This is a genomic window from Brenneria uluponensis (genome assembly GCF_032395385.1).
GTDB lineage: Bacteria > Pseudomonadota > Gammaproteobacteria > Enterobacterales > Enterobacteriaceae > Prodigiosinella > Prodigiosinella aquatilis.
Genome location: NZ_CP135917.1, coordinates 3,878,599 through 3,902,555, shown reverse-complemented (window position 1 = coordinate 3,902,555; position 23,957 = coordinate 3,878,599). Strand labels below are relative to the sequence as shown.

The 23,957-nt window shown below is 48.2% G+C and carries 23 protein-coding genes and 4 pseudogenes; 19 read left to right on the top strand and 8 right to left on the bottom strand.

From position 1 onward, the window contains the following. Positions 1 to 2,823 (bottom strand): ATP-binding protein, encoded by a 2,823-nt coding sequence (locus RS889_RS18140; RefSeq protein WP_315708245.1) that lies wholly within the window; start codon positions 2,821 to 2,823, stop codon positions 1 to 3. Between the two features lie 331 nt (positions 2,824 to 3,154). Between RS889_RS18140 and RS889_RS18135 the strand changes: the two genes are divergently transcribed. The 5 genes from RS889_RS18135 to RS889_RS18115 all read left to right on the top strand — a co-directional run bounded on the left by RS889_RS18135 (position 3,155) and on the right by RS889_RS18115 (position 9,268). Further along, positions 3,155 to 3,667, top strand: a complete 513-nt coding sequence (locus tag RS889_RS18135; RefSeq protein WP_315708244.1) for a fimbrial protein — start codon at positions 3,155 to 3,157, stop codon at positions 3,665 to 3,667. Positions 3,668 to 3,724: 57 nt separating this feature from the next. After that, on the top strand, positions 3,725 to 4,402 hold the full coding sequence (locus RS889_RS18130; protein WP_315708243.1) for a fimbrial biogenesis chaperone: 678 nt from the start codon (positions 3,725 to 3,727) through the stop codon (positions 4,400 to 4,402). Between the two features lie 19 nt (positions 4,403 to 4,421). After that, entirely contained in the window at positions 4,422 to 6,947 is a 2,526-nt protein-coding gene (locus RS889_RS18125) for a fimbria/pilus outer membrane usher protein (RefSeq protein ID WP_315708242.1), read from the top strand. 11 nt (positions 6,948 to 6,958) lie between these two features. Beyond that, positions 6,959 to 7,957 (top strand): fimbrial protein, encoded by a 999-nt coding sequence (locus RS889_RS18120; protein WP_315708241.1) that lies wholly within the window; start codon positions 6,959 to 6,961, stop codon positions 7,955 to 7,957. Positions 7,958 to 8,572: 615 nt separating this feature from the next. Continuing rightward, a complete protein-coding gene (locus RS889_RS18115) occupies positions 8,573 to 9,268 on the top strand; it encodes a hypothetical protein (protein WP_315708240.1) in 696 nt (231 codons plus the stop codon). On the opposite strand, the pseudogene RS889_RS18110 reads toward RS889_RS18115, so the two are convergent. The 3 genes and pseudogenes from RS889_RS18110 to RS889_RS18100 all read right to left on the bottom strand — a co-directional run. Then, a pseudogene (locus RS889_RS18110) lies at positions 9,247 to 9,432 on the bottom strand (multidrug transporter subunit MdtN); the annotation flags it as partial. The gene RS889_RS18115 and the pseudogene RS889_RS18110 sit on opposite strands and share 22 nt — an antisense overlap. Next, positions 9,401 to 9,553, bottom strand: coding sequence for a hypothetical protein (locus RS889_RS18105; protein WP_315708239.1), 153 nt, complete (start codon positions 9,551 to 9,553; stop codon positions 9,401 to 9,403). The pseudogene RS889_RS18110 and the gene RS889_RS18105, both read right to left, overlap by 32 nt. A 202-nt stretch (positions 9,554 to 9,755) precedes the next feature. After that, positions 9,756 to 10,187, bottom strand: a complete 432-nt coding sequence (locus tag RS889_RS18100; protein WP_315708238.1) for a DUF29 domain-containing protein — start codon at positions 10,185 to 10,187, stop codon at positions 9,756 to 9,758. A 431-nt stretch (positions 10,188 to 10,618) separates the two neighbouring features. Here RS889_RS18100 and RS889_RS23700 point away from each other — a divergent pair, with 431 nt between their 5' ends. After that, positions 10,619 to 10,780, top strand: coding sequence for an HNH endonuclease (locus RS889_RS23700; protein ID WP_345785305.1), 162 nt, complete (start codon positions 10,619 to 10,621; stop codon positions 10,778 to 10,780). A 115-nt stretch (positions 10,781 to 10,895) separates the two neighbouring features. Beyond that, positions 10,896 to 11,027 carry a PerC family transcriptional regulator gene (locus tag RS889_RS18090; RefSeq protein ID WP_315708237.1) on the top strand — a complete coding sequence of 44 codons (132 nt, stop codon included), beginning with the start codon at positions 10,896 to 10,898 and terminating at the stop codon, positions 11,025 to 11,027. 185 nt (positions 11,028 to 11,212) lie between these two features. Here the strand turns inward: RS889_RS18090 and RS889_RS18085 are convergent, their stop codons facing one another. Then, positions 11,213 to 12,115 carry a LysR family transcriptional regulator gene (locus RS889_RS18085; RefSeq protein WP_315708236.1) on the bottom strand — a complete coding sequence of 301 codons (903 nt, stop codon included), beginning with the start codon at positions 12,113 to 12,115 and terminating at the stop codon, positions 11,213 to 11,215. A 91-nt stretch (positions 12,116 to 12,206) separates the two neighbouring features. On the opposite strand from RS889_RS18085, the pseudogene RS889_RS18080 reads away from it, so the two are divergent. From RS889_RS18080 to RS889_RS23870, 3 genes and pseudogenes are all read left to right on the top strand, one after another. Beyond that, positions 12,207 to 13,223: pseudogene (locus RS889_RS18080) on the top strand (NADP-dependent oxidoreductase). 64 nt (positions 13,224 to 13,287) lie between these two features. Beyond that, positions 13,288 to 13,590 carry a putative quinol monooxygenase gene (locus RS889_RS18075; RefSeq protein ID WP_315708235.1) on the top strand — a complete coding sequence of 101 codons (303 nt, stop codon included), beginning with the start codon at positions 13,288 to 13,290 and terminating at the stop codon, positions 13,588 to 13,590. 622 nt (positions 13,591 to 14,212) lie between these two features. Then, positions 14,213 to 14,701: a DUF2976 domain-containing protein gene (locus RS889_RS23870; RefSeq protein WP_425475160.1), complete on the top strand. Its 489-nt coding sequence runs from the start codon at positions 14,213 to 14,215 to the stop codon at positions 14,699 to 14,701. Positions 14,702 to 15,077: 376 nt separating this feature from the next. Here the strand turns inward: RS889_RS23870 and RS889_RS18065 are convergent, their stop codons facing one another. After that, positions 15,078 to 15,365 (bottom strand): type II toxin-antitoxin system RelE family toxin, encoded by a 288-nt coding sequence (locus RS889_RS18065; RefSeq protein WP_315708234.1) that lies wholly within the window; start codon positions 15,363 to 15,365, stop codon positions 15,078 to 15,080. Next, positions 15,362 to 15,613, bottom strand: coding sequence for a type II toxin-antitoxin system Phd/YefM family antitoxin (locus RS889_RS18060; RefSeq protein WP_315708233.1), 252 nt, complete (start codon positions 15,611 to 15,613; stop codon positions 15,362 to 15,364). The genes RS889_RS18065 and RS889_RS18060 overlap by 4 nt, the downstream gene beginning before the upstream one ends. Before the next feature lie 301 nt (positions 15,614 to 15,914). On the opposite strand from RS889_RS18060, the gene RS889_RS18055 reads away from it, so the two are divergent. The 5 genes from RS889_RS18055 to RS889_RS18035 are packed head-to-tail and all read left to right on the top strand — an operon-like array spanning position 15,915 to position 20,610. Beyond that, on the top strand, positions 15,915 to 16,319 hold the full coding sequence (locus RS889_RS18055) for a TIGR03757 family integrating conjugative element protein (protein ID WP_315708232.1): 405 nt from the start codon (positions 15,915 to 15,917) through the stop codon (positions 16,317 to 16,319). Next, on the top strand, positions 16,316 to 17,287 hold the full coding sequence (locus tag RS889_RS18050) for a TIGR03756 family integrating conjugative element protein (RefSeq protein WP_315708231.1): 972 nt from the start codon (positions 16,316 to 16,318) through the stop codon (positions 17,285 to 17,287). The genes RS889_RS18055 and RS889_RS18050 overlap by 4 nt, the downstream gene beginning before the upstream one ends. Positions 17,288 to 17,300: 13 nt before the next feature. Beyond that, positions 17,301 to 18,716: an integrating conjugative element protein gene (locus RS889_RS18045; protein ID WP_315708230.1), complete on the top strand. Its 1,416-nt coding sequence runs from the start codon at positions 17,301 to 17,303 to the stop codon at positions 18,714 to 18,716. After that, positions 18,716 to 19,069, top strand: coding sequence for a hypothetical protein (locus tag RS889_RS18040; RefSeq protein ID WP_315708229.1), 354 nt, complete (start codon positions 18,716 to 18,718; stop codon positions 19,067 to 19,069). The genes RS889_RS18045 and RS889_RS18040 overlap by 1 nt, the downstream gene beginning before the upstream one ends. A gap of 11 nt (positions 19,070 to 19,080) precedes the next feature. Then, positions 19,081 to 20,610 (top strand): conjugal transfer protein TraG N-terminal domain-containing protein, encoded by a 1,530-nt coding sequence (locus RS889_RS18035; RefSeq protein WP_315708228.1) that lies wholly within the window; start codon positions 19,081 to 19,083, stop codon positions 20,608 to 20,610. A gap of 38 nt (positions 20,611 to 20,648) precedes the next feature. Here the strand turns inward: RS889_RS18035 and RS889_RS18030 are convergent, their stop codons facing one another. After that, positions 20,649 to 21,035 (bottom strand): hypothetical protein, encoded by a 387-nt coding sequence (locus RS889_RS18030; protein WP_315708227.1) that lies wholly within the window; start codon positions 21,033 to 21,035, stop codon positions 20,649 to 20,651. A gap of 116 nt (positions 21,036 to 21,151) precedes the next feature. Between RS889_RS18030 and RS889_RS18025 the strand changes: the two genes are divergently transcribed. The 4 genes and pseudogenes from RS889_RS18025 (at position 21,152) to RS889_RS18010 (ending at position 23,632) form a co-directional block, all read left to right on the top strand. Then, positions 21,152 to 21,589 carry a bifunctional diaminohydroxyphosphoribosylaminopyrimidine deaminase/5-amino-6-(5-phosphoribosylamino)uracil reductase RibD gene (locus tag RS889_RS18025; protein WP_290181884.1) on the top strand — a complete coding sequence of 146 codons (438 nt, stop codon included), beginning with the start codon at positions 21,152 to 21,154 and terminating at the stop codon, positions 21,587 to 21,589. 412 nt (positions 21,590 to 22,001) lie between these two features. Beyond that, a pseudogene (locus tag RS889_RS18020) lies at positions 22,002 to 22,217 on the top strand (IS3 family transposase); the annotation flags it as partial. 58 nt (positions 22,218 to 22,275) lie between these two features. After that, positions 22,276 to 22,473, top strand: a pseudogene (locus tag RS889_RS18015) (transposase); the annotation flags it as partial. Between the two features lie 334 nt (positions 22,474 to 22,807). Then, complete coding sequence (locus tag RS889_RS18010) at positions 22,808 to 23,632, top strand: alpha/beta hydrolase (protein WP_315708225.1); 825 nt, start codon at positions 22,808 to 22,810, stop codon at positions 23,630 to 23,632. The last annotated feature ends 325 nt before the right edge of the window (positions 23,633 to 23,957 follow it).

Genomic DNA, 23,957 nt, shown 5'->3' with positions numbered 1-23,957 from the left:
TCAGCTCCTGCTTTTGTTCATTGTGCGCAACAACGCACGTAACTGTGATAGCGACAGAGGCTTACGCAACTGGTAGTCCATCCCTGCCGCGTATCCCCTTTCTTTTTCTTCCTTCTGGCAGGCGTTACCAGTTAGGCCGATTATCTGCCCTGCATATCCCTTTTCCCGGAGCCTGCGGGCGACTTCATATCCGTCCAGATCAGGCATGCGCAAATCTGTTATCACGGCGTTAAATGTTGAAATACCAGAGAAATCAATAGCTTCATGACCATTACTGGCCAGGGCGACAGTGCACCCGAGCAGCTCAAGCTGCTCGCGTAAAATCATGTGACTTATCGGGCTGTCATCAACGATCAGCAGACGTAAACCAAACTTTTCTGCAATAAACGGGGTTGCTACCGGTGCCTCGGGAATCATGCTGTGCTGCATTGACTGCACTATGCGTCCTATTGCGGTCACGCTGTAAGCCCCAGTAATAATGGTGTCATGTTCACTTTTGCGTTCATGGCCTAACGTTGGCGGCAGCGCGATAATCCGCTTACCCCGCCAGTTTGATGTATGAACAGGTGGTGGCCAGGCCTGAATCAGTATTCCCCTTGCGCAATCGCTGGCTGTCACGTTGCGAAAAGGCAGTGCCTGAGCTCCCCAGTAGCGTAACCATTCGCAAAGGTTGTAGACGATTTCAGGCACTGCACCATCGACGTAAACAGGCTTTGGCAGCAGATTAGGTAATGGCGGTATGTTGTTGTCATTCGCCAGGGGCAATGTCACCTCAAAGGTAAAACGGCTGCCCAGGTTACGTTCACTGATTGCCCACAGCCTGCCCTGCATAAGCTGAGCCAGGCGCGAGCAAATAGACAACCCCAGACCGGAACCAGACTCTTGTCCGGAGAGTTTGTTTGCCGGGCGAAAATAGGGATCAAACAATCGGGGCAAATGCTCGGATGAAATACCTATACCACTATCCACCACCTGAAAGACCATACTGACGTTATCGCCAAGGTGCTGTGAGACATAAACCCTCAACACTACATGGCCTGATAGTGTAAATTTGATCGCGTTATTAATAAGGTTATCCAGTACCTGGCGTATCCGGGTAGCATCACCCGTCAACAGATGCGGGACGCTGGTATCAGAGATAGCGTAGATCTGCAGACCTTTGTTCTCGGCTTTTGCCGCATACGTTTCAATTACCAACTCAGCAAGCTCCATGGGCGAGAAGGGCGTGCTTTCCAGCGTTAACTGACCGGCCTCAATACTGGACAGATCCAGACTATCGTTAACAATGCGCAGCAAGCTCGATGATGAATGCAACAGCGTTTTCATATACTCGCGCTGTTGCCCGCGTAATCCACTGAGTGTGAATAACTCAAGCGTTCCCAGGATCCCATAGAGCGGTGTACGTATTTCGTGACTCATTGTTGTGAGAAAAAGGGTTTTCGCCCGGTTTGCCGATTCCGCCGCGCTTTTGGCTTCGACCAGAGAGCGTTCGGTATCTTTTAACCGGGAAATATCACTGAGCACACAGAGAATGGCATCCTCTCCTCCCCAGAATGTCGGCGTACAACTCAGCTGAATTGTGCGTCCATCTTGCAGAACAATTTCGTGAGTGATAGATGGTTCACTATTCTCTGAGATGCGGGTAAACCACGCCCGGTCGCTTTCTATCCACACTTGCGTCAGCTCGTTGAAAAACAGAAGTTCTGCGTCTCTGTAACGCACCAGAGCTAAACCTACCGGGGCTGTCGCTATCAGTTTTCGATTCAGCGCTTCGCTATCGATCAGTGCGGAATACTGGCTAAGTGCCGGTTGTAAAACTCGCCGTGACAGATACCAAATACTCAACACGACAAATATCGTGAGCATTAAAGCCATGAATCCTACGGCCTGGAAAGCAGGCAGATTCGTTTTAATTAACTGAGAAACGGGCACGGAGTAGGCCAAGCTCCAACCACCGTGACCTACTGATTTACGTAATATCAGATACTCTGGAAACCATCGTCCACCGGCTACACCGAATGTATCGGCAATGGACCTTCCAACCCAATACACATTCTGACCGGGTATATGGTTTCCATGTAAAGCCAGCAACCCTTGCGGATCAATGAGGTCGTATTTGCCACCCTGTAGCGGTGAAAAGTCGATGCTGGAAGTAATACCGCTAAAAGTGAGCCCCAACCAACCTGACGTTGGGTCTGTGACATCCACCGGTGTATAAAGGTAAAGCCGGTCATCTTCATCCCCGGTGGGATTAAACCAGGCGATAGGCAGCGCACCATTATTCCCCGTCAGCCATTTCTGATCTGACAGAAACGACACTATTTCGCGTTCGCTTTCCGGCGTTATTCTGAGCATGTCACTTTGTGACGATAATACCGTAGTCGTTTTGCCAGTCTTAGCCGACGTATAAATAAGCTGGGTTTTACTCCGTGCAAATTCAACCTGGTCTTTGTAGGTCAACATTACACCATGGTTTTTTGGACTTCCGCTACCACTTAGCGGGTGAACGGTAACTTCTGGAAATGTAATGGAGTCTTGCACTTTTTCAGCCTGAAATCCTTTCGGTAAAAGTACTATAGCTGTCGCCATTGATTGCAACATGGACTCGCGTTTATTAAAGAAATACTGTGCGCTATAAGCAGCGGAATTCATCTGACGTCGATAGTCTGAGACCGTATTGTTGACGGTGTAATAAAGATAAAAAATAGACGCGACAGCTATGCAAAACAGTAGCGCCATCGCAAATAAATACAGCAATGTCTTTGGCAGACGCGGGGCCTGATGTGATGAGTATAAGCGAGTATCATATTTAATCTTTGACATTTCACCATAATATAAATGGCGGAAAGAGTTTTATATAAGGAAATCCTTATTCTTTTTATTTAAATGTAAAGATTGTTAAGGATTCCTGAATGGAAATATAAAAAATAAGTTTTTAAGGTATTCCTTATATATTCCTAAACTAAATTCCTCATAATACACCTCGTGAACGGATGGCAATGAGCACCTGCTATCAATCATACCAGACTTATCAGCCTTAAATCTGCACACAGATAGGACTGACCACGTCACTATATGTAACGCGTTGCAGCCGTTTTATATCGGTTAAGTTATGCAACCAATCGTTTATTAATTTTTTTCCCAAGGAAATGTCATGAAGAAAGTTTTATTAATCGCCACGATCGCGGCATTGTTTTCGACGCAATATGCCAGTGCAGCTGACGGAACGATTAATTTTAATGGGAGCATTACAGATACAGCGTGTACCGTAGATACTTCTTCCGCCAATCAGACCGTGGAAATGGGAACGGTGTCAAGTAGTGCTTTTAATGGTGCAGGGTCAACAGCATCACCAACTCGCTTTACTATTTCACTGACTGCTTGTCCTGACACTACCGCAAAAGTGCGTTTCGATGGTCCAACCGCTCTGGGTAACTCCTCGATTCTACGCCTTAATGACGGACAGACAGCAGCAGGTGTTGGGGTGGCTATCTATGAAGATGACAGTAGCACACTGATCCCGGTTAGTACCGCTTCAGCCGCCAAAACGCTGTCACCGACTGGTACAAATGAATTGGCATATATCGCAAAATATATGGCTACGGGGGATACTGTTACCGCTGGCGGTGCCAACGCAACAGCATCCTTCACAATTGCATATCCATAATATTGTAATACCACAGGGCTGGTGACGGCCCTGTGTTGTTTAACACAGGATTTATAAATGTTCCGATTTTCCCGAAATACGCTTTTATCATTTCTATTTTTATTCCCAATGTTTATTTATGCCGGCGTGGAGATCGGTGGTACTCGCGTTATTTATAATGGTGACAGCAAGCAGACGTCCATTAGTGTCAGTAACCCTGGCGACAGACCTTTTCTTATTCAATCATGGGTGAATAAGAAAGAGAACGGAGATGATAATGATGAAACGTTTGTGACAACACCTCCTCTCTTTCGCCTGGAGCCTCGTACCCAAAATTCAGTGCGGGTGGTTTTAAGTCATAACCAACTTCCTCAGGATAAAGAGTCGGTTTACTGGCTGAATATTAAAAGTATTCCTGCCAAGAACAGTAATGTCAGCAATGAACTGCTTATTGCAGTGAAAACCAAGATGAAACTCATTTACCGACCGGCTGGTCTGAATGGGGATCCAGCAACGGCATGGAAAAAAATGATATTTTCCCGAAAGAATGGCGTGCTTGTTGTTTCTAATCCAACACCTTATAGCGTTTCATTTTACGATATAAAAGTGAACGGTAAAGAAATAAAAAACACACCTATGGTATTGCCAGGACAGGAAATATCGCTAGGCCAGAACGCTACGCCGGGAAATAAAATTAGGTGGAGTGCAATAAATGACTTTGGCGGTGTAACTGCTGAGCATGAAGTCACATTATAATAATTTAAAAGATATTCCTATGAGACAATTTAATTATAATGAAAAACTTCCGAAACCAGAGCGTGTCCTGTCTGTTGCAGCGATTTTACTTAATCTCTATGCAGCCAATGCTAGCGCGGAAGATTATTTTTCCCCGGATGCGATTGAGATCCGTGGTAATACGTCTCAGAGAATCGATCTTTCACAATTCAGCCGTGCAGGGGGGCAGGCTCCGGGTGTTTATGCTGTATCCGTTTACCTTAACGGAAGCTATGTCGCTGAACGTGATATTACGTTTACATTACAGAATGCGAAACTGACGCCAGCGATAACAGCCGGGGATCTGCTGCAGTGGGGGGTTGCTAAGCATGCAACACCCGAATTTATGCAGGCTGATATGAACAGTAATATCACCGGGATTGAGCAGCTATTACCTGAAAGCTACACTGATTTTGATTTTCCTCAGCGACGGCTCAACATTACTGTTCCACAACAATATGTGGCCAGCAACCCACAGGGATATGTTCCTGAAACGGAATGGGATGATGGTTTGAATATGCTGTTTCTCAATTACAGCTATTCAGGCGCGACGACACGCAACACTAACACGTCGGCAACAGCCAGTAGTGATTATCTTAACCTGAGATCTGGCGCTAACTTAGGGGCCTGGCGTCTGCGCAATTACAGTGCTTACAGCAGCAGCCATGGCGGTAGTCAGTGGGACAATATCAGTACCTCTTTGCAGCGGGATATCAAAATGCTGAAAAGTCAGTTTGTGATGGGGGAAGGACAAACGCAGTCGAATGTCTTCGACAGCTTTACCTTTCGCGGTCTGCAACTCTATTCCGATGACAATATGCTGCCAGAGAGTCAGCGTGGGTTTGCGCCGATTGTCAGGGGAATAGCACGTAGCAATGCGCAGGTCACCATACGTCAGGGCGGGAGCACTATCTGGCAGTCATATGTACCACCCGGCCCCTTTGCGATTGATGATTTATATCCTACTTCCTCATCTGGGGAACTGGAGATCATCATTCGCGAGTCGGATGGAACAGAACGACGATCGATGCAGCCATTTTCTGCTGTGCCTGTGATGCAGCGTGAAGGGCGCTTTAAATATGCACTAGCGGCCGGAAAATATCATTCAGGCGATGCCGCTGGCAAAGAACCATCTTTTATTCAGGGAACAGGCATATATGGCCTGCCGTGGACCACAACGGTTTATGGCGGCGGCATTTTCTCTGATAACTATGCCTCTGTGGCTTTAGGGGTAGGAAAAGGCCTTGGGGACTTAGGATCGGTATCGCTGGATGGAACATTCTCTCGCAGTCAGTTTGCCTATGATACGGACACAGGTGGTTCTTTCCGTTTCCAGTATTCGAAAGATCTGGTCACCAGCGGCACGACGTTTACCATCCTTGGCTATCGCTACTCGACTCCGGGTTACCATGATTTTAACGAGGCCAATGGTGATTTCTATGACAGCATGCCAGCGGATTATCAGACTAAAGACGAACAGCGAGCGTATAAAAACTGGCGTGATACCCATACTAGGCGTAGCCGAACACAGGCTAACATCAATCAGAGTCTGGGGGATTATGGCAACCTGTATCTGTCAGCCTATGAGCAGCATTACTGGGGTGGCGATAAAGACCGGACAATTAATATGGGTTATAGCAGCAATTATAACGGGATCAATTATGCCCTGAACTATGGCTATTCGCAGGCATCGCGTTTTAACAGCAGTGACCAGACGTTCTCGCTGTCCGTACAAATTCCGCTGAGCAGGTTCTTGTCTGACAGTTGGTTAAGTATGTCAGGTACCAGTAATAAACGGGGGGATACGACGATGATGACTGGTCTGTCGGGAACGGCTCTCGCCGGTAAGAACCTCTCATGGAGCGCGCAGCAGGGTTACAACAGCCAGCATGCGGATACTATGGGTAATGTTGCCATGAATTACAAGGGGCGAACGGGGGAATATCAGGCAGGTTATAACTATTCGCAGCAGAGCCAGCAGTTCACGTATGGCGCACAGGGGGGCATTGTTCTCCATCCTTATGGACTGACATTGACGCAACCATTAGGCGAAACAACAGCGCTAGTACGGGCTGAAGATGCCGCTGACCTGAAACTACTCAATAACACTGGGGTATACACCAACAACCAGGGTTACGCCGTCGTGCCTTATGTCAGTCCTTATCAGCGAACCCGATTAACGCTGGATACCGCGTCGTTGGGAGAGGACATCGACGTACTGGGCGATACGCGCACCATCGTGCCGACAAATGGCGCGCTGGCGCTGGCGGATTTTCCGACGGCATCCGGGAAAAAGGCGATGTTTACCCTGCAGGGCGCCAGTATCCCCTTTGGGGCTACGGCCAGCGTACAGAATGAAAAGCGTACGGTGGCAGGTATTGTGGATGAACAGAGGCGAGTCTGGCTGACAGGTGTGCCTGAGCAGGGAACGGTTCAGGTGAAATGGCAAGGCGGGCAATGCAGCGCCCCTTACCGGTTAACAGCAAATTCGGCATCTGTCCCTGGTGTGACGGTTGTCTGTCAATGACAGGAGATATTATGCGTATTATTCTTTTTTTGAGTGTTTCATTACTGATGTCGTTTTCAAAAATGGCGGCGGCGTACACCTGCTCAACACCGTCCCCGAGTAATATCAGGTCGATCCCAACTATAACTGTCGCCCGTGATGCATCGGTCGGGGCTATTCTGGGGGCGGCATTACCAGAAACAATACCTTTTTCATGTGTGAACACTTCTCCAGAGCTGACTTATCAGGAGCTTGGCGTTAAAGCATACGGCAGTTATGTGATGACGATAGGCGGACGCCGGGTTTACAGTACGAACATTTCGGGGGTTGGTTATGCGATCTATGGACTTGCTGCTGGCTGTAATGGTAACTCTTTTGCATTGAGTGTGGATGGTTCAAATACGATTGGTGGTGATATCAATACACGGCTGCTGTGTAGCGCAAGCGGAATGATTAATGGAAGCTTATCCACCACGTCGGGGATAGTTTTTTACAAAACAGGTCCGATTACTAACCCAGGAACGGTGATCGGGAAAACAACTGGGGGGCTGGTATTGAGAAACAATCAGTCTTCCTGGCAATCTCCGGAATCAACTTTTGGCTTTCACAGTTTTAATATCCAGTCGACAGGTTGTTCTGTCAGCAACAGCAGCATCAGCGTCGCTATGGGCACCGTTAAAAAGAGTGAATTTAACGGTACTGACACTACTCCCGCCAGTAGTAATACGAAAAATGTGAATATTGAGTTAGCCTGTCTGGCAAATACGTTGGTCAGTTTACAGGTTGACGGGAATATAGAGAATGCGTCAAAAGGGCTTCTTAAATTGAGTAATATAGAAGGAACCGCAACAGGCGTTGCTGTCCAGCTCCTTTATAAAAACGACCCATTAGTATTAGGCTCTCGCCTGTTTATTAATGAAGCTTCCACAACGCTGACCATTCCACTACAGGCTCGTTACTACCAGACATCAAGCACGATTAAGTCTGGTTTTGCGAATAGTGTTGCGACTTTTACGATGACTTACCAGTAAAAACATATTTTGGTTCATTATTGACAGTTATTCTTGCGGGACGCAAATATGTTCACCACGCTAGGAAGCCATGGCGGAACTTTTTGGTCTGATTTCGAACTGGAGGATAAAATATTTGCACGATGATTTATAGCGAAAGAATGATTTTTTTTGGTGCCTGGATGGATAACTATTACATCCACCATGATGTTTTGTAATCAGGCGATTTTTATATTTTATTGTTTCCTTAATTGCAAATTATCTATTAGGGCTAGAGTTGCTATTTTCATAATTTGTGGCCATGTACTTAATTGATATTGGATAGTGATAATATGTTATTTAAGATGTTTCTATAAGTTCATTCTCAATAATTCTTGTTTCGGTTCCTATAGTATTGTTATTTATAAATGGATAAATAAAGCGTAAATAAAGTTACCGCCTTATTATTAGGCAAAGTTAAGTTAATTATTCAATGACAAGCTAAAACAACAGATTGGTCATAATATTTGGTGCACCGCAACAGCAAGATGTTCCCGTCTTAAATCCAGATCGGGACCATTATCTAAATGTCATATGCAACCCTGCCCGCCAGGGTTGCTTTAAAGTGCGGCAGAACATGCTGCAACCGGAGGTCATATGTTGACAGAAAGCCATTGCCGTCCGGGAGAGAGTTCCCTGGCTAATGACATACGCAGTCCCACTGTAGATTATATGCTGACTGCTTGCCCATGTGCCGCACGCGGCGTTGAAACGCTGCTGAACGCTGAAAAACGTTGCTGTATCATCATTATGACGGGTAACAGAGATGGGTTTGCTGACAGGCTTTGTAAAATGACGTCCGACAGCCGTGTGGTGGTCTACCTCCCGAATGAACTGATATCCATGCTGACCACCTTGCAGGAACTGTCATTGCTCTGTCGGTTATACTCCCACCCTTTGTCGGTGCTTATCCTAAGTACGGCACGGCCGGAGTGGTTGTACAGTACCCTGCGCGCACTCACTGGCGGAGGAGCTTCATTGGCAGCCATGCGGATAGCGTCTCCGGAAATTTCCTTACAGTCTTTAGCCCGTATGTTGAAGACATGGAGCCAGATCCCTCTGCTGGCTGAACAGGAGCGGAATAGCATCCGGGGAGAGGGGATAACTTCCCGGGAGCTGGATGTTATACTGAACCAGCTGCTTGGTGAAAACATCATAACACAGGAAAAGCGTCTTGGAGTTAGCTGTAAGACGTTGTATTCTCGACGTATATCTGGTTTACGTAAACTGACTGACCAGTTTCCATATCTGACCAATCTGTTACCGCGTCAAATAAGCGTGAATATAGCCTGATCGAGTATAACAAACTCTCCTGATGAGACGTTTAGGCTCACCACCAGGCCATTGTACGGAGTCAGAATTTGAGTATTTTCCATTTCCTTCTGCGCGATAGCAAGCGCAGCACGGCGAGCTGTGACCAACGCTTCAGACGCAGCCGTGCTGCTGAACAGAGCGTCTAGTGGGGATACGCGGCAGTGCGTCAGCAGCAGAAATGCCGTTATTGGCGCACCCGGCGGTTAGCAATGACAGCGTTAGCCATGCCAGTTTGTGCCCAGGATTCAGGGTCAGTCGTGCCATCAATGTTCACCGTGAGAGTATTCCTAATAAGTGGCGGATATTCTGACGGCGGCACAAAATGGAACAACGCTAAACTCTTTCCGGGAACTCAAGAAAAAAAGTGTCATCGAAATTTGGGCGGACACACGCTGGCTGGAGGCGGGCTTTTCTAAGGGAGAATATAGAGAAAAACGCCGGACAAGCCGGCGAGATATTCATTGCGTTAATCAGGATAAAATTCGCTATCCATGACCTGGTCAAACGTCCACGGACAGGATTTAGGGAAAGTTTTCTCATCCATTCCCGTCTCTCTGGCGGCAGACAAAATCGCATCACCGTAAGCATCTGTTGTCATCTCATCAAGTTCACGCTGTAAGCTTGGACTTTTAGAAAGGCGACGGGCAACTTTACGACGCTGTTCTGCAATGGTCAGTTGCCAGCTACGGCCACGGTGCGAAGGCTGGAAAGCCCACTTCAGGAGGTGAAGGAACAATACCTCAAGGCGTGACTCCAGCTCGCTTCGTTGGCTATTGCCCATGCTCTCGATTTCCTCCAGAAGGTTTGGGGTGTCTAACTGACTCAGGCGACCAGAACGCAGCAGATCTGCCTGTTCCCTGGTCCAGCCATAAAAATCAGTATCATAACGGTTAGTCATAGTGTCCTCTGCTAACAGCGCACCTTACCTTTAGTAAGGTGAGTCTGTCAGAGAATCGAACGCCAGTCAAAACTGGCAGATTAGTTTGCGCAAAGCATCTGAACATCCAGATGTTGGTGCCAACAACGTGCAGCAAAACATCACAATGCTGACGCCAAAAAAGAAGGAGAACCACCCTGAGGGGAAAATTCTCCCCACAAGGTGGATAGTTAAGGTTAATACGTCATCATCAGGAAATGGCATAAATCGCGTTGCGACAGACGCCATAACCGAGCCCAAGGAACGGTTATAATTACCTGACCGTTTCCACTTGTGTTGGTGCGGCTACTGCTGCCCAACATCTGCATGGTGCCTTGCTGTTTGACCATAATTTCAGTCGTCCAGCGTTCGACACCGGCGTTATCTGTCCACTTACGAGTCTGTAAACGCCAATCATTCAGGAAACGGGCTGGCAGGAACATAACCTGCTTCCTCGTCATCGGGGTGGTCGAGATGTCGTCGAAAATAGAGTATTGCTCCATCCTTCTTGCCATCATGAGGTTCATGAGCGCGAACTTTCTGTCAACAAGCTGGCCTGCGAAGCAGGTTTATAAAGGCTTGAGACGTATGCGGTGAAAGTCGCACGTACGGTTCTTAGCGGGCGGGCGCGTAGTAATACGTGCTCGCTACTCGACGATGAACATGACGTTAAAGGATAATCAGGCTGAGATGCTTGAAAAGCGTGGATGGTGGCGTCGGGCAGCACGCCGTTGGCTGGACGTGCTCGATCTCACCGTTGATGATTCTGCTCGTGAGGCGATTGTCAGGCGACGCGAACATTGTTTGAACATGTCTGGGTAGATAGCACCCGGCCAGCGTCGTCGGGAAAATCGTGAACGCTACAAACAACAGCTACGATATAGTGAAGGTTATTAGTGACTTAAAGCCATTGTTTATCTGTGGAGAATAAATGTGACAGTTCGCTAAGTGCCAGCGGACCTTCATCATCTTGATGCCCTGAAAATCCTCACGCAGGTTAAAAACATTTAGAAATGTCCAAACAGATGATCCAGGAATGCCCGAACAGCAGGATTAGAACGACGACTTTCATGCCATAGTGCCGAAATATTATGCCGCTCTACGGTAAAATCCGTCAGCAGGGGAACTAATTTTTTATTCTTTACCAACGAATCAGCCATAAAGCTCGTGGCCATTCCTATTCCAGCACCGGCAGCAACTGCCGCTATAACGGCTTCACTTGCATCAACGATGACATTAGATGAAGGCACAATTTCGATCTCCTGCTCTCCAAACCGGAACGGCCAGCGAAAAATCTGCCCAGTATTTTGATAACGCAGATTGACCGTTTTATGCCCTATTAGTTCATTCGGGTGTCTTGGAGCTGGGTACTTGGCCAAATATTCAGGCGAAGCATAACAACCCATCTGATATGGAGAAAGGCGACGTGACAGGAGATTTGAATCCGCGAGGTCGCCGAGTCGGATGGCAATATCAATACTCTCATCAACGATACTTATCACGCGATCGCTTAGCCGTAAGTCAATCGTCACTTTTGGATAACGTGCGCAGAACTGCGGAATAACCGGGGCGATCATATGAATACCGATCGGAAAAGAGGCCGCAATTTTCAATGTTCCTGAGGGCTTCGCACGTGCGCGCTTCGCTATCTGCTCAATCTCCTCAGCATCGCGCAACAACCGTAATGCTCGCTCGTGCAGTTCACTGCCTTCAGAAGTCAAAACCAGAGAGCGTGTGGTTCGGGCAAATAAAGTGACACCAAGACGCTGCTCCAGTCGCTGGATACTCTTACTTACCGCTGATGGTGAAACTGACAGCGAGCGGGCGGCAGCAGTATAGCTGCCGAGAGACCCAGCACGAGCGAATGCAATAAGACCCGTGAGTCTTTCAAAACCTATTTGTTCCTTCATGGCATAATTAAAGCGAAATTCAGCCTGATTATCAATCTTAGAGGGTAGTTATATTATTTGTCACCTGAGTTCTTTTTAGAGTGAGATTATGATGACTGACGTAATGAAAGCAGTACAACTGCATGCTTTTGGCGGGCCAGAGAACCTGTTGTATGAAGACGCGGCACGGCCATTTGTGGAAAGCGACGAAGTACTTGTTCAAGTGCATGCAGCCAGCCTTAATCCGCCTGACTGGTATCTGCGGAACGGTTATCGGACGCTTCCGCCTGAATGGTGGCCAAACCCAACATTCCCGCTCATCCCGGGAACTGATGTATCAGGAGTAGTTGCAGAGGCCGGTGAAAATGTTTCTGCATTCAGCCCTGGAGATGAGGTCTATTCAATGGTGCGTTTTCCGGAGGGGGTAATGAATGGCAGCGGTGCCTATGCAGACTATGTGAGCATTCCTGCATCACAGCTGGCGTTAAAACCTCAGGGGATCACACATGTTCAGGCTGCTGGTGCGCCGATGTCTCTTCTTACGGCCTGGCAATTCCTTGTTGAACTGGGTCACGACGCACCAAATCCATTCCAGCGATTTTAGCATACATCTGTTCCATTGGAAGGCCAGACAGTGCTGGTAAATGGTGCCGGTGGTGGCGTGGGGCATCTTGCCGTACAGATAGCTAAGTGGAAAGGAGCGCGAGTCATTGCCGTGGCATCGTCCCGAAATGAGGAACTTTTACGCAACCTGGGCGCGGATGAGTTCATCGATTACACCCTTACAGCAGCCGAGACCGTAGTAAAAAATGTCGATCTCGTTCTGGATGCTGTTGGTGGTTCAAACATGGAGCGCTTCCTAAGCTGTATAAAACAGGGCGGAGCATTATTTCTTGTTAATCCTTTGGGTTTTTCCGGCCAGAATGAGGCCGTTAGAAAGAATATTACTGTGTCATCAACGCAAGTTCGTTCAAGTGGTGCGCAACTCGTTGAAGCCGGTAATCTTCTGGAAAAAGGGATTATCCGGGTGGTTGTTGATAGCACCTATCCCTTAGCCAGGGCATCAGATGCTCATAAGCGCGTTGCGTTGGGAAGCATTCAGGGCAAGATTGTGCTCACGAACTTTTGATTCTCACTTCTCCGACTTGCTATTCATTGAGGTTATATGCGTGGCAGGAAAATGAAGGTATAACATGCTAATTATTCTAGGTTATGTTTACGTCCAGCCTTCTGTGTTGGGGCAATTTATGGACGATATAAAATTACTGGCTAAATCCGTGCGGAGGCGCGATGGAAACATTTCGTACGACGCCGCTGTAGAGGATCGTCTAGCAGGGAAATTGCTGATATCTGAGCGTTGGAAAGATCAAGTTGCACTGAGTGCCCACCTTGAATCTGCCGATACTGTAGCGTTTGTTGAGCGATGGCAGAATTCAATGAAAGGAGCAATCCTGAAATATGACGTATTTAATGAAAGGGGGCTTATGGAATTGTAATTACAATTAGATGTTAATTGATCTTACTTTGTTATTGTTGGTTTTTTGTACTATTTGTACTATCAAGGTTCGCTTCACGCTCGTAACTGCCCTTTGGGGCTGTAGGGAGTTGCACTGTTCCAATAGCAGAAGTAGAAGTAGAAAGTGACAGGGGTAGTTGCTTTTTCACACCCGGTTAAGAAACACATATTCCCAAAGTGTTGGTATAACCACATTCGTTCTGGAATCTGACTTTTTCATTTTAATTTTCATCCTGCCATAAACAGTTTCCTGCTGCTCTCCCTGTTCGGTTGCGTCAGTCTTTCCCCGCAACTTTAAACACACAGGAGATTTTTCTGTTTGTTGCCTGGGTGCTGGTGGCCGCCTACCGCGTCGTCTCTGATAAATCCATTCCCATGAGCAAGCTGCGGAGACGGCTATTCGTCTGATTGTGCTGCTGCTCCTGACACTCTTCTTCTTTTTCCACTGAAGTAAGGATAATTCAATGAAGTTAATGACTTTCTTTCGAAACAGGTTTGCGTTGCTGGCAGGCAGTACCCTGTTTTATGTCGGCAATGCCCTGGCTGACCTGCCGTCAATCGAGTAGCCGACCTCCGGCGGCGGGAGCGGTACATATGCCACCATCAAAGGTTATCTGCGTGATGGTCTGACCTTGGGTGGTCTGGTGATAGCGGCAGTTGCTTTCATTGTGGTCGCCAATTCGGCCATCAGCTGTTTCCATCACGTCCGTCAGGGTATTGTGACCACAAATCCTCTGCTCTCACCGTATATGACGAAGGTGGTCAACGATAATGAAATGAGTCTTGCCGTCATGTTTGATGTGCCACCGCAAGGGGATGCGTATATTGGTGAAAGTGATCACCGTCAGCTGATGAAGCTGAAAGATAATATCCGTCAGCGCCTGCATTCACCGGTGACTCTCTCCATACGGCCGCACCGAGTGGGTATGCTCAATTGCCTTTCCATCCATCTGGGGGATAAGGCCGGTACCACGCTGGATCTGTTGATCACCCTCGCTGGTAACACGGTCTGGCCAGATGATAATGAATATGCCAGGGGGGCCCGGTGGTATATCAATGTGCCGGATGCCACCGACATGTGTGGCTGCTGAAATCGCTGGACGTTGTCACGATAAAAGAGAGGTGATCGGAAACTGGCGACGGCTGCTCAAATCTTTTGGGCAGACGACGCCAGTTGAACAGGCCGCAGGCGCGTTAGCTTGTTTTTAAAGGGAGGCGAGGAAGCCTTCGGCAGGATTAAGCGTCCGGTTTACTTTTTAGTAATGGAACATTTTCATGGCTGACTTGTCATCAAACCGTGCGACGTATTTATCAACCTTACAGTTAAACTCCCTTACCTTATGAATATCGGTTATTTTTTGTAAAGCAACGGCCATATTCAACCACAGCGATTTTGGCGGTGGTCTGCGCGGTGAGTTGTTCAAATGTCATCATAGTGGCCCAATAGTTAGCGCTCTGGCAGGAACATTACCTCATCCGTTCGCTAGCCAGATTATAAACATCGTTTCGTTCCCGTTTACCCACAGCGACAACAGCGATAATTACTTTATCGTCAATCACTTGGTAAACCAGGCGAAAACCAGACATTCGAAGTTTTATTTTGTAGCAGTCTTTTATTCCACGCAGTTTAGCTGAAGGAATATGTGGATTTTCACAGCATTTTTTCAGTTTTTTTGCAAACTGTTGCTGAATGGCTTTATCCAGTTTCTGCCATTCTTTCAGCGCATCTTCCCTGAATTTGACCGCGTAGCTCATAGATAGCTATCCAGATCCACATCAAGCAGGGGTTGGTGGCTGCGTTCGGCTACCAGCTTGACCAGTTCCTGATCGTCGAGTGCATTAAGTATCTTCTCGTACAGTTCGGCAGGGACGCAATAAAAAGCAGGTTGGTTGCGATTAAGTATGGCAACTGGAAAACCATCCCCGGCGTTGACTGTCTCCATAGGGTTTTTCTTGAGTTCGCTGACACTAGCACTCGTATCACTTAGGATGATATTTGGCATATAACACCTGTAAAGACCGTTTAACAGGTCTTTACAATATAACCAAAAGGACCTGTTAACAAGTCTTTTTGATGTTTGAGTATGGATAGAATTACCTGAACATCCAGGTACGGCGGAAATTAAACGGGAGGCAAAAAAGCCGCTGTGAGGCTTCAGTTCGGTAACTGGGGTTCTGGCTTACCCCCCAGGAAGCGGTCGAGTAATCCGAATAAATTTTCACTGTCAGATATTGAGTTGTTTACTGACGTGAATACCGTATCGACGCACCTTAGGCGGGTTATCCGCTTAAGGAGTGTTCACCATGAAAAGACTCATCGGCTGTTTGCCGGCACTGTGCCTGTCTGCGGGTGCTTGTGCCAGCACGGTCATTTATACTGATAGCACCCATCCCGTTACCTCTTCTTCTCCTGATATTCCTGTGGTGTACCTCGATGCGCCTGAGCGTGTGCAGACGGGTATCTTTGGCACCTTACCGGCAAATCCCGCCCTTGCCGAAAAGCAGGCCCGCGATGTTCTGAGCTCACCAGCGTTCAAATCGCAACAACAGCAACTGGCCAGCGCGTATCAGGGGCTGATGAAAGCCTGGTCACTGGGGCTGACCAAATACCCTGCGGTTGTTTTTGACGATAAATGGGTGGTCTACGGGACCACTGACGTCAATGTGGCCATGCGGCACATGACGGACTGGCGGGGGGCAAACCAATGACACACTCCGCGTGGCGTTCGCGTCGGCTGTTATTGGTCACACTGCTGACCGGCAGCGGGCTGTGTATGGCCAGCGTCAATACCGCCAGCCTGATTTCCAGCGCGGCCAGCGTATCCTGCATCAGCTGGAAGGTGAAGGGGATCTGCTATTGGTTGCTGTGTACTCCCTTTGGTTGTTCTGTCAAAACGTCGGTAAAAGTTGAGCATTTTATCCCGGAAGCCGTGGTATCTGCGTATTCCGGCCCGGGGGATAATCCCTGGACAGAAATGGCCACCGTCAGTGATGCGGCCGGCAGCGGGGAAAGTGGCATTATTGGCGCGCTTGGCGGCGTCAGCGCTGGTGGCGGCCAGCAGGAAATGAAAGCGCCCGGGCTGCGCAAACAAAATCTGCATTTTCATTATGCCGATGCCTATGGACATCCGGCTACCACGCTTATCGGGGGACAGATTGCCGGGTATTCCTGCAAATCTGCCGCCACACCTTTTGTTCCTTACTTTGTCAGTTCGCTGGATGCTCTGGTATGGCGCAGTGGTCTGCCTGAAGCCCTGTACCCGGAAGCACTCATCCCTGGTCAACGTGAACTCGGCAGTCAGGCAAGCGCCAACATGTGGGGCAATATTTACCCGCGCAGTGGTTTTGTCACGCAGGAAGACAGCTATAAATCTGCGGCCGTTGTCGCTCAGCGCGTGGCCGATGTGATCACCCGCACCGGCCAGCTTCACGTTTATCAGCCGCTCGTTGGTCAGCGGTCACCAGGTTACTGGCCCCCGGAGCCGGTAAAAGAGAATACCGGTACTCAGAACCATAAATGGCAACGCCTTTCTCCGGCGCTGTCGACCACCTGTGCCGTTTTCCCTGATACCGGCGCAATTGTGGCCGAGGACGGTAACTACGCCTGGACGCTTTGGCAACCCTATAGCTGCTGCAAACGTCGTGGGCAGACTTTCCTCTTTAGCACCGACTTTTAGTGAGATTTACGCTATGAAAAAGAAAAAACAAACCCATCCGCTTCTGCCACTGACGTTGTTGGTTATCTTGACCGGCGGCGTTTCGTCTGCATATGCCGAGGTCACCGCCTCTGCAAGTGGCGTCTCCGCCAACGGGGCTATCAGTGATGGCCTGTTTTACTCGATTGGCGGGGGCTCGGTGATATCTCCGCCCGCGTCCCGCAACAGCATGACGCGCCTGGGGATGAGCGGTGGTCTGAGCAGTGACCTGATGTGCGGCAACTTCGACATTAAAACGACAGTGGGTAACCAGCTTAATGGTGTGACCAGCGGGTTTAAAGACCTGATGGGTACAGTTATTCAGGGCGCCACCGGTGCGGTGGCCAGCATGCCGGCGATGGTGATACAGCGTGCTAATCCGGGTCTGTATGAAATGCTGACCAACGGTGTGCTTCAGGCTGGCCTGAGTTTTGATAAAGCCAAACTGAACTGTCAGAACCTGGCCAATAAAATGGCTGACTACACGATGGGAAACAAGTGGACGCAGGCGGCCGTGACCGAGGAGTACAAGGACATCGTCGCCTCAAGTGACGGTGATGCGGTCAGCAGTGACCAGAAACTGCAGAAAGCGACCGGTGAGGACGGGGCTACCTGGATTGGGGGACAGAAACGCGGTGGCAAAGGGCAACCGTCGATTAAGCCGACGCATGACCTCGCCAAAGCCGGCTACAACATGATGAACAATCTGCCGGTCACCAGTAACAGCACCGTGGGAACATCCAGTTGCAACGGTTCGGTATGCCAGCGCTACTCAAACTCGGAGGACGCGGCGGCAGCCGTGGTGAAAGTGCTGGGCGACCGGTCTATCCGGACGTGCCGTGAGGCCAGTGAATGCGGCAGCGGAGGAGATGAAAACGCCGCCGGCAGCACTGTCGCCGGCACAGGTTTCTCCCCCATGCTTGAAGATGCCACCAAAGAGAACCTCGAGCAGTTAGACAAACTGGTCGGCGGCTCAGAAGCGCCCACCGCCGATAACCTGGCCAAACTGAAAACGGGCAGCCTGGTGGTGACCCGCGGGGTCATCCAGTCTCTGAAAGACGACCCGGACAGCGCCGCACTGGTACAGCGCCTCGCAGGAGAGCTGGCCATGTCTGACACCGTGGAGCAGGCGTTGACCATGCGCCGCATGTTGACCACCGGTCAGTCTGAACCGAATGCGGCTGACCAGCCAGAAGCACTGGCGGAAGGTGACCGTCGTATCGATGCGCTGGACCGGGAGCTTGCTGCACTGAGTAACGAAATGGCGCTGCGGAAATCTATCAGCAATAACAGCTTGCTCACTACCCTGGAACGCCAGGGCGCACGCAATCAGGACAGTCGTCTGCAGCAGCACAGCGGAAGCCAGGACCAGGGTTTTAGCAACATGAGCCAAAAATCAGGAGCGCAATAATGAGGACACCGACGTCACAAAAACAGCAGCGTCGTTTGGGTCGGACGGGCCAGTTCGTGCTGATTTTTCTGGTGATGGTGGCACTGACCACCGGTCTGTTTCTGTTCGCCTCAGTGCTGTTTGAATTTGACCCGGATGGGCAAAAAGTACGGCACTGGCTGAGTGCCAGCCGCTACGGTCTGTTTGTGTGGCGGCTGACGCTGTATGTCGTGCTGGGTTGGGTCTGGTTTTGTCTCGTGCGCCCAGCGGTCGTTAAAAAGTCTCTGGGGGGATCACTTCGACGTCTGGAGTGGACGGCAGTGGGGTTTATCGTGGTTCTCGAACTCGCCGCCTGGCGTTCCATACTGGCATAAGGGGGGATGTCATGACGGCTAATAGTTTTCTGGAGTATTTTCTGGTGTTGTTCGGCTGGATGCTGAACAACGCACTGTGGAACATTCTTCTCAGTACGGGGTTGTTCGCCCTTCCTCTGGTTTTCAAAGTGCTGGGTATCTGGCTGAAGGTGCGGGAAGAGGGGGCCGATGAGGGTAATAAAGGTGTTCTGGCATTGCCGCGGGTTGAGCATGCACTCTACGTGTCATTTTGCGTGATGTTGTTCTGCTGCATTCCGCTGCTGCCCGTTGATATCAACACCATTAAATTTGACAGTTCGCGGGCGAAACAGTGTGGGGTTAGCGTACCCACACCACAGAACTCCGGTTATAAAGGGCTGGTCAACGATTTCGCCGGAAAGACGGCCGAGGTGCCAGTGTGGTGGTACCTTCTGCATTTGATTTCCAAAGGCATCACGCAGGCGATGATTGCGTCAATCCCCTGTGGCGACCAGCTCCGCCAGTTGCGTTTTGACGTGCAGAATACCAAAATTCGGGACCCCATCGTGCTACAGGAAGTGCAGGATTTTGCCGACCAGTGCTACTCCCGTTCGTACTTTAAGCTTAAGAACAGCAACAGCCAGCTGAGTGATGCCACCATCAACGCCGTGGGGTGGATTGGCAGCAGCTATTTTCTTAATACAGCCGGTTATTATGACTACTACACGTCTATTGAACCACGCAGTCAGTGGCCCTATGACAACGTCAGGGACAGCGGTTATCCCGATGTGGGAAAAGGCGGCTATCCGACCTGTAAACAGTGGTGGTCTGACAGTATCAACGGTCTCAAAACAAGGGTATTGGCCAATATCGATGATTCAACAAAGGCAGGGCTGCAACGGCAATTCAGTAAAACGCAGTGGGAAGAGATGGCGCTGCGTTGGCTGGTGAGTCCCCGTAATGTCGGTTTATCGGGTAGCGGAGAAACTTACGCCGTTGGTAGTAGTGATACGGCCTCCGGGTTGACTGGCAACGTCACCCGGCTTGTCTCTTCAATAGGTTTAGGGCTAAAGCAGGCGGAAGCCTTACCCGGCTTTGATGCGCTGAAGCAGGCATTGCCGATGATCCAAGCACTCCTGGAAATGATGATCATCATCGTGATCCCGGTGCTGATGATGTTCAGCGCCTATGAGCCGAAGACGGTGGTGACCATTTCGTTTGCACTGTTTGCTCTGATGTTTATCACGTTTTGGTGGGAACTGGCAGGGTGGCTCGATGACAGACTCATTACCATTCTCTACCAAACCATGGCAGAACAGGGGATGTTAAATCTTAGTGCCCCTCTTGTGGAATTTATGAGTTCACCGCGTGATGGCTGGATCATGAATATGGTGTTGGGGATGATGTATGTTGTTTTCCCGGCATTTTGGATTGGATCACTTGGATGGGCGGGAGCTCATATAGGTAACATGGTTGACTCCGCAATGAACACTGGAGCGAAAATGCCACAGCAAGCAGGTGGTGAAGGAGGTAAAGTTGCGGTCGGCGCTGTTAAAACTGCAGCTACTAAAGGCAAAGGATAAGTTATCAATTTGAGATTAAAAGCCGGTGTTGCCGGTTTTTAATCTTTATCCTTCATACCATTCATGTAAAAACCATACCCTTGAGAGCCGTGTTGCCAGCCATCGTTTGAGGTATTTTCATACAACCCGTCAGTGAGAGAAGAACTGCGGCGTTTCTTATCTGGTAAAAAAGAAAGCACAGTACTTGCTACTTTGAAAGTAGCGCTTGCAGCTTCTTTCAAATCAGCGGAGTAAGAATTTTGCTCAAGTAAACCCAGCTCGATGTCCCAGTCGGATTTTTCATCTTTCAAAAAATTTTGCTTACTTTTCAAAATAATATCCTTTTTAAAAAAGTAATTATTCTTACAGGTTAATATAATTATGCTTGAAAAGCGACCGTTTTCAATCCTTGCTCTGAGATAACGATATGAAGTTTCTTTACTCATACTCAGCTTTTTAGCAATGCCAGTTTTATTAACCTAATAAGAGACAATGCTCTGTACGCATTGTGCCAAAACTGCTGTAGTTTGTTCTACTTCGGGACATAGAGAGAATAGGTGAAATGGATAAGAAATTTATGGCAAAGGCGCTCTGTATTTCACAACAAGCTCTGCCAAATTGTCTGCCTAACCCACCGGTAGGGTGTGTGATAGTTCGTCATGGCGAAATTGTGGCGGAGGGATATACGCGTGAGCCCGGAGGATATCATGCAGAAGCTGATGCGTTATCGCTTTTCACAGGCGATCTCAGCGAGTGTGACGTGTATGTCACCCTTGAACCCTGCTCATTTGCCGGGAGGACCCCCTCATGTGCAATAGCATTATCGAATCAGAGACCCAAGAGAGTTGTAGTCGGTATCCTCGATACCGATCCTCGTAATCAGGGTGCTGGTATACAAATTTTAAAAAGTGCTGGTATAGATGTCGAAACGGGCATACTAGCCGAAGATGTAAAAGCGTGGCTTTCTCCCTACCTTATCAGCTCCGAAACGCTATGTTAGCGGCCTGTTCGGTAAAACGCCCATAAAGCCGAAGGGCATACGCTGCTTGTTAGCCAGCAGCGAACGGAAAATGCGCCTGAGTTGACGATATTGTTAGCTGATTGATTTTCTGCTCTGGTAATGCTCCACGCTACTCAATCCGTGAATATGTTTTGCCTTCAAGTCCACGATTAACCTGAGCAACGTCCTTTGCACCAATATGAGCGAAAATTTCCTCGGCTGAATATTCTTTGGCAAGTTCGCATATCGATCGTACCTGCTCAATCGATAATCTGTCATCGCGGCCACAAATTTGAGCAATAGCCCAATCACTATCTCGCCATTTTTCTGCTACCCAAGGTACAGGGAGTCCCTTCCTCGGATGCTCTTTGAGCCATTCACTAACGATTCTATCCCGCTCATCTGACATGGTAAAGGATGTTCGCCAGATAATTCTGCATGTGAAGGGTTCTTCGGCAGGTTAAAAAATGAAATGTATTATGGTCGCGAATGGTTGGGCATAACACCTGAAATCTTCATGCAGCATGTAGATGCTTACATCAGGTGGTATAACGAACGGCGTATTAAATTATCGTTGGGCGCAGTCAGCCCGGAAATGTACCGTCGGCAACTCGGGATCGCACAATAAAGCAATCCAGGAAAACATCCACACCCCCGGTGGGTCATAATTACATGGGTAGCGACACTTAAAGGGACGGAGCGATATTCGTCTTTACAACCGTTTTTCCCATATACGAAAGAAACTATGGGGCAATCATTTTTGGGCAAAGGTATACTTTGTCGATACGGTTGGAGTAAGCGAAGAGATTATCAGGCGATACGTGAGGCATCTGGATAAGAAGGAGCAAGAGATCGAACAACAAATGGAGTTGTTACAGAATTAACTCGGATATTGCCCCCCTTCCAGAAGGCGTCGTGTAAAGCCACCTCCTTAGGAGGTGGTCTTTTACTTATCACTCAGAACCATTTATTGACCATCCGGTGAGCACCATTTACGTTAATATCGATCAAGGAATTTTTCCGTATCTCCCAGAGTAGCACTAATGAGATGACATAGTGCGCAAAAGTAGTAAATAGTGTTCATAATCCAAATGTTTTTAACTACTTATGGTTATAAGCATTAACAATTTATAACTACGTCACTGTCGACTTCCAGAAAGGTAAAAACACCAAGCAGAACAATTTACCTCCTGCTGTTTGCTTTTAAAGGCCATAATTATGAATGCAATATTGTACAAAGGAATGGATCGCTCGCAACTCGATGCAGCCTATGATGTAGCTGGTGCTACCGTGAACTTTTCTGCTGTCTTAACCGATTTTGAGCAGCGGAGCCGTCACTCATATAGCAGTCAAAACTGGCTTCGCGACCTCAACTATGGTACTCGCCCCCGCGAACGCTACGATTTCCTTACCTGTGGTATACCAGATGCTCCAACCTACGTATTTATTCACGGAGGCTACTGGAGCAGTAGCAATAAAGAAGAAACTGCATTTATAGCTGAAGGCCCTCATGCACATCACATGAATGTTGTCCTTGCCGAATATTCGCTAGCGCCACATGCAACAATGACCGAGATAGTTGAAGAAATTGGAAGATTAATTCATCATCTTGCTGCAGACGAAAACAAATTAGGTATTGCAGGATGCCCTTTGTACCTTAGCGGGCATTCTGCCGGTGGTCACTTGGCAGCAATGTATCGTTCACACCCTGCTATAAGTGGCGTTCACATGTTAAGCGCTATCGTTGACCTAGAACCAATTAGTCTAAGCTGGCTACAGAAAAAATTAAAACTGTCTTCAAAAGAAGTTATGAAATATAGCCCTTTATTCAATGCAAACAAAGGAGCAAAAACATTAATATCAATAGGAAACAATGAGTTAATGGAACTAAAACGACATTCACAAGAATACTTAGCGGCATGTAAAGAAATAGGCGAGCACGTAAAAAAAATCATTGTACCTGGGACTAATCACTTTACAATACTTAATGATCTTTCGCATCCAGATGGTTATCAAATGAAAGAATTTATTAATTTACTGTAATTTTATTTTTATTAAAATCGGTAGCATTCAACAAAAAACCTGTTTGGCATAAGCTTTTTCATCCACCAATAATGCACCTTTGAAGCGAAAAATTAATTTTTACTTCGGTATAACGAGTCTTTTTCATGGTGATATTCCTCTTTGTAAGAGAAAAGAAAGACTGAATACCTCAGTTTAGACTGGGGCTATTTTCAGGAAGGAGATCTCTTTGTTATTTATTCCTGTAATAAATCCGCAGGTCCTAAGTAAGTAAGGTCGATCCGTGTGAAGTCTTGAGCCACTTGGGCACGCAACGGCCCACTTCTCGCGGAATTGAGTGCTGCCG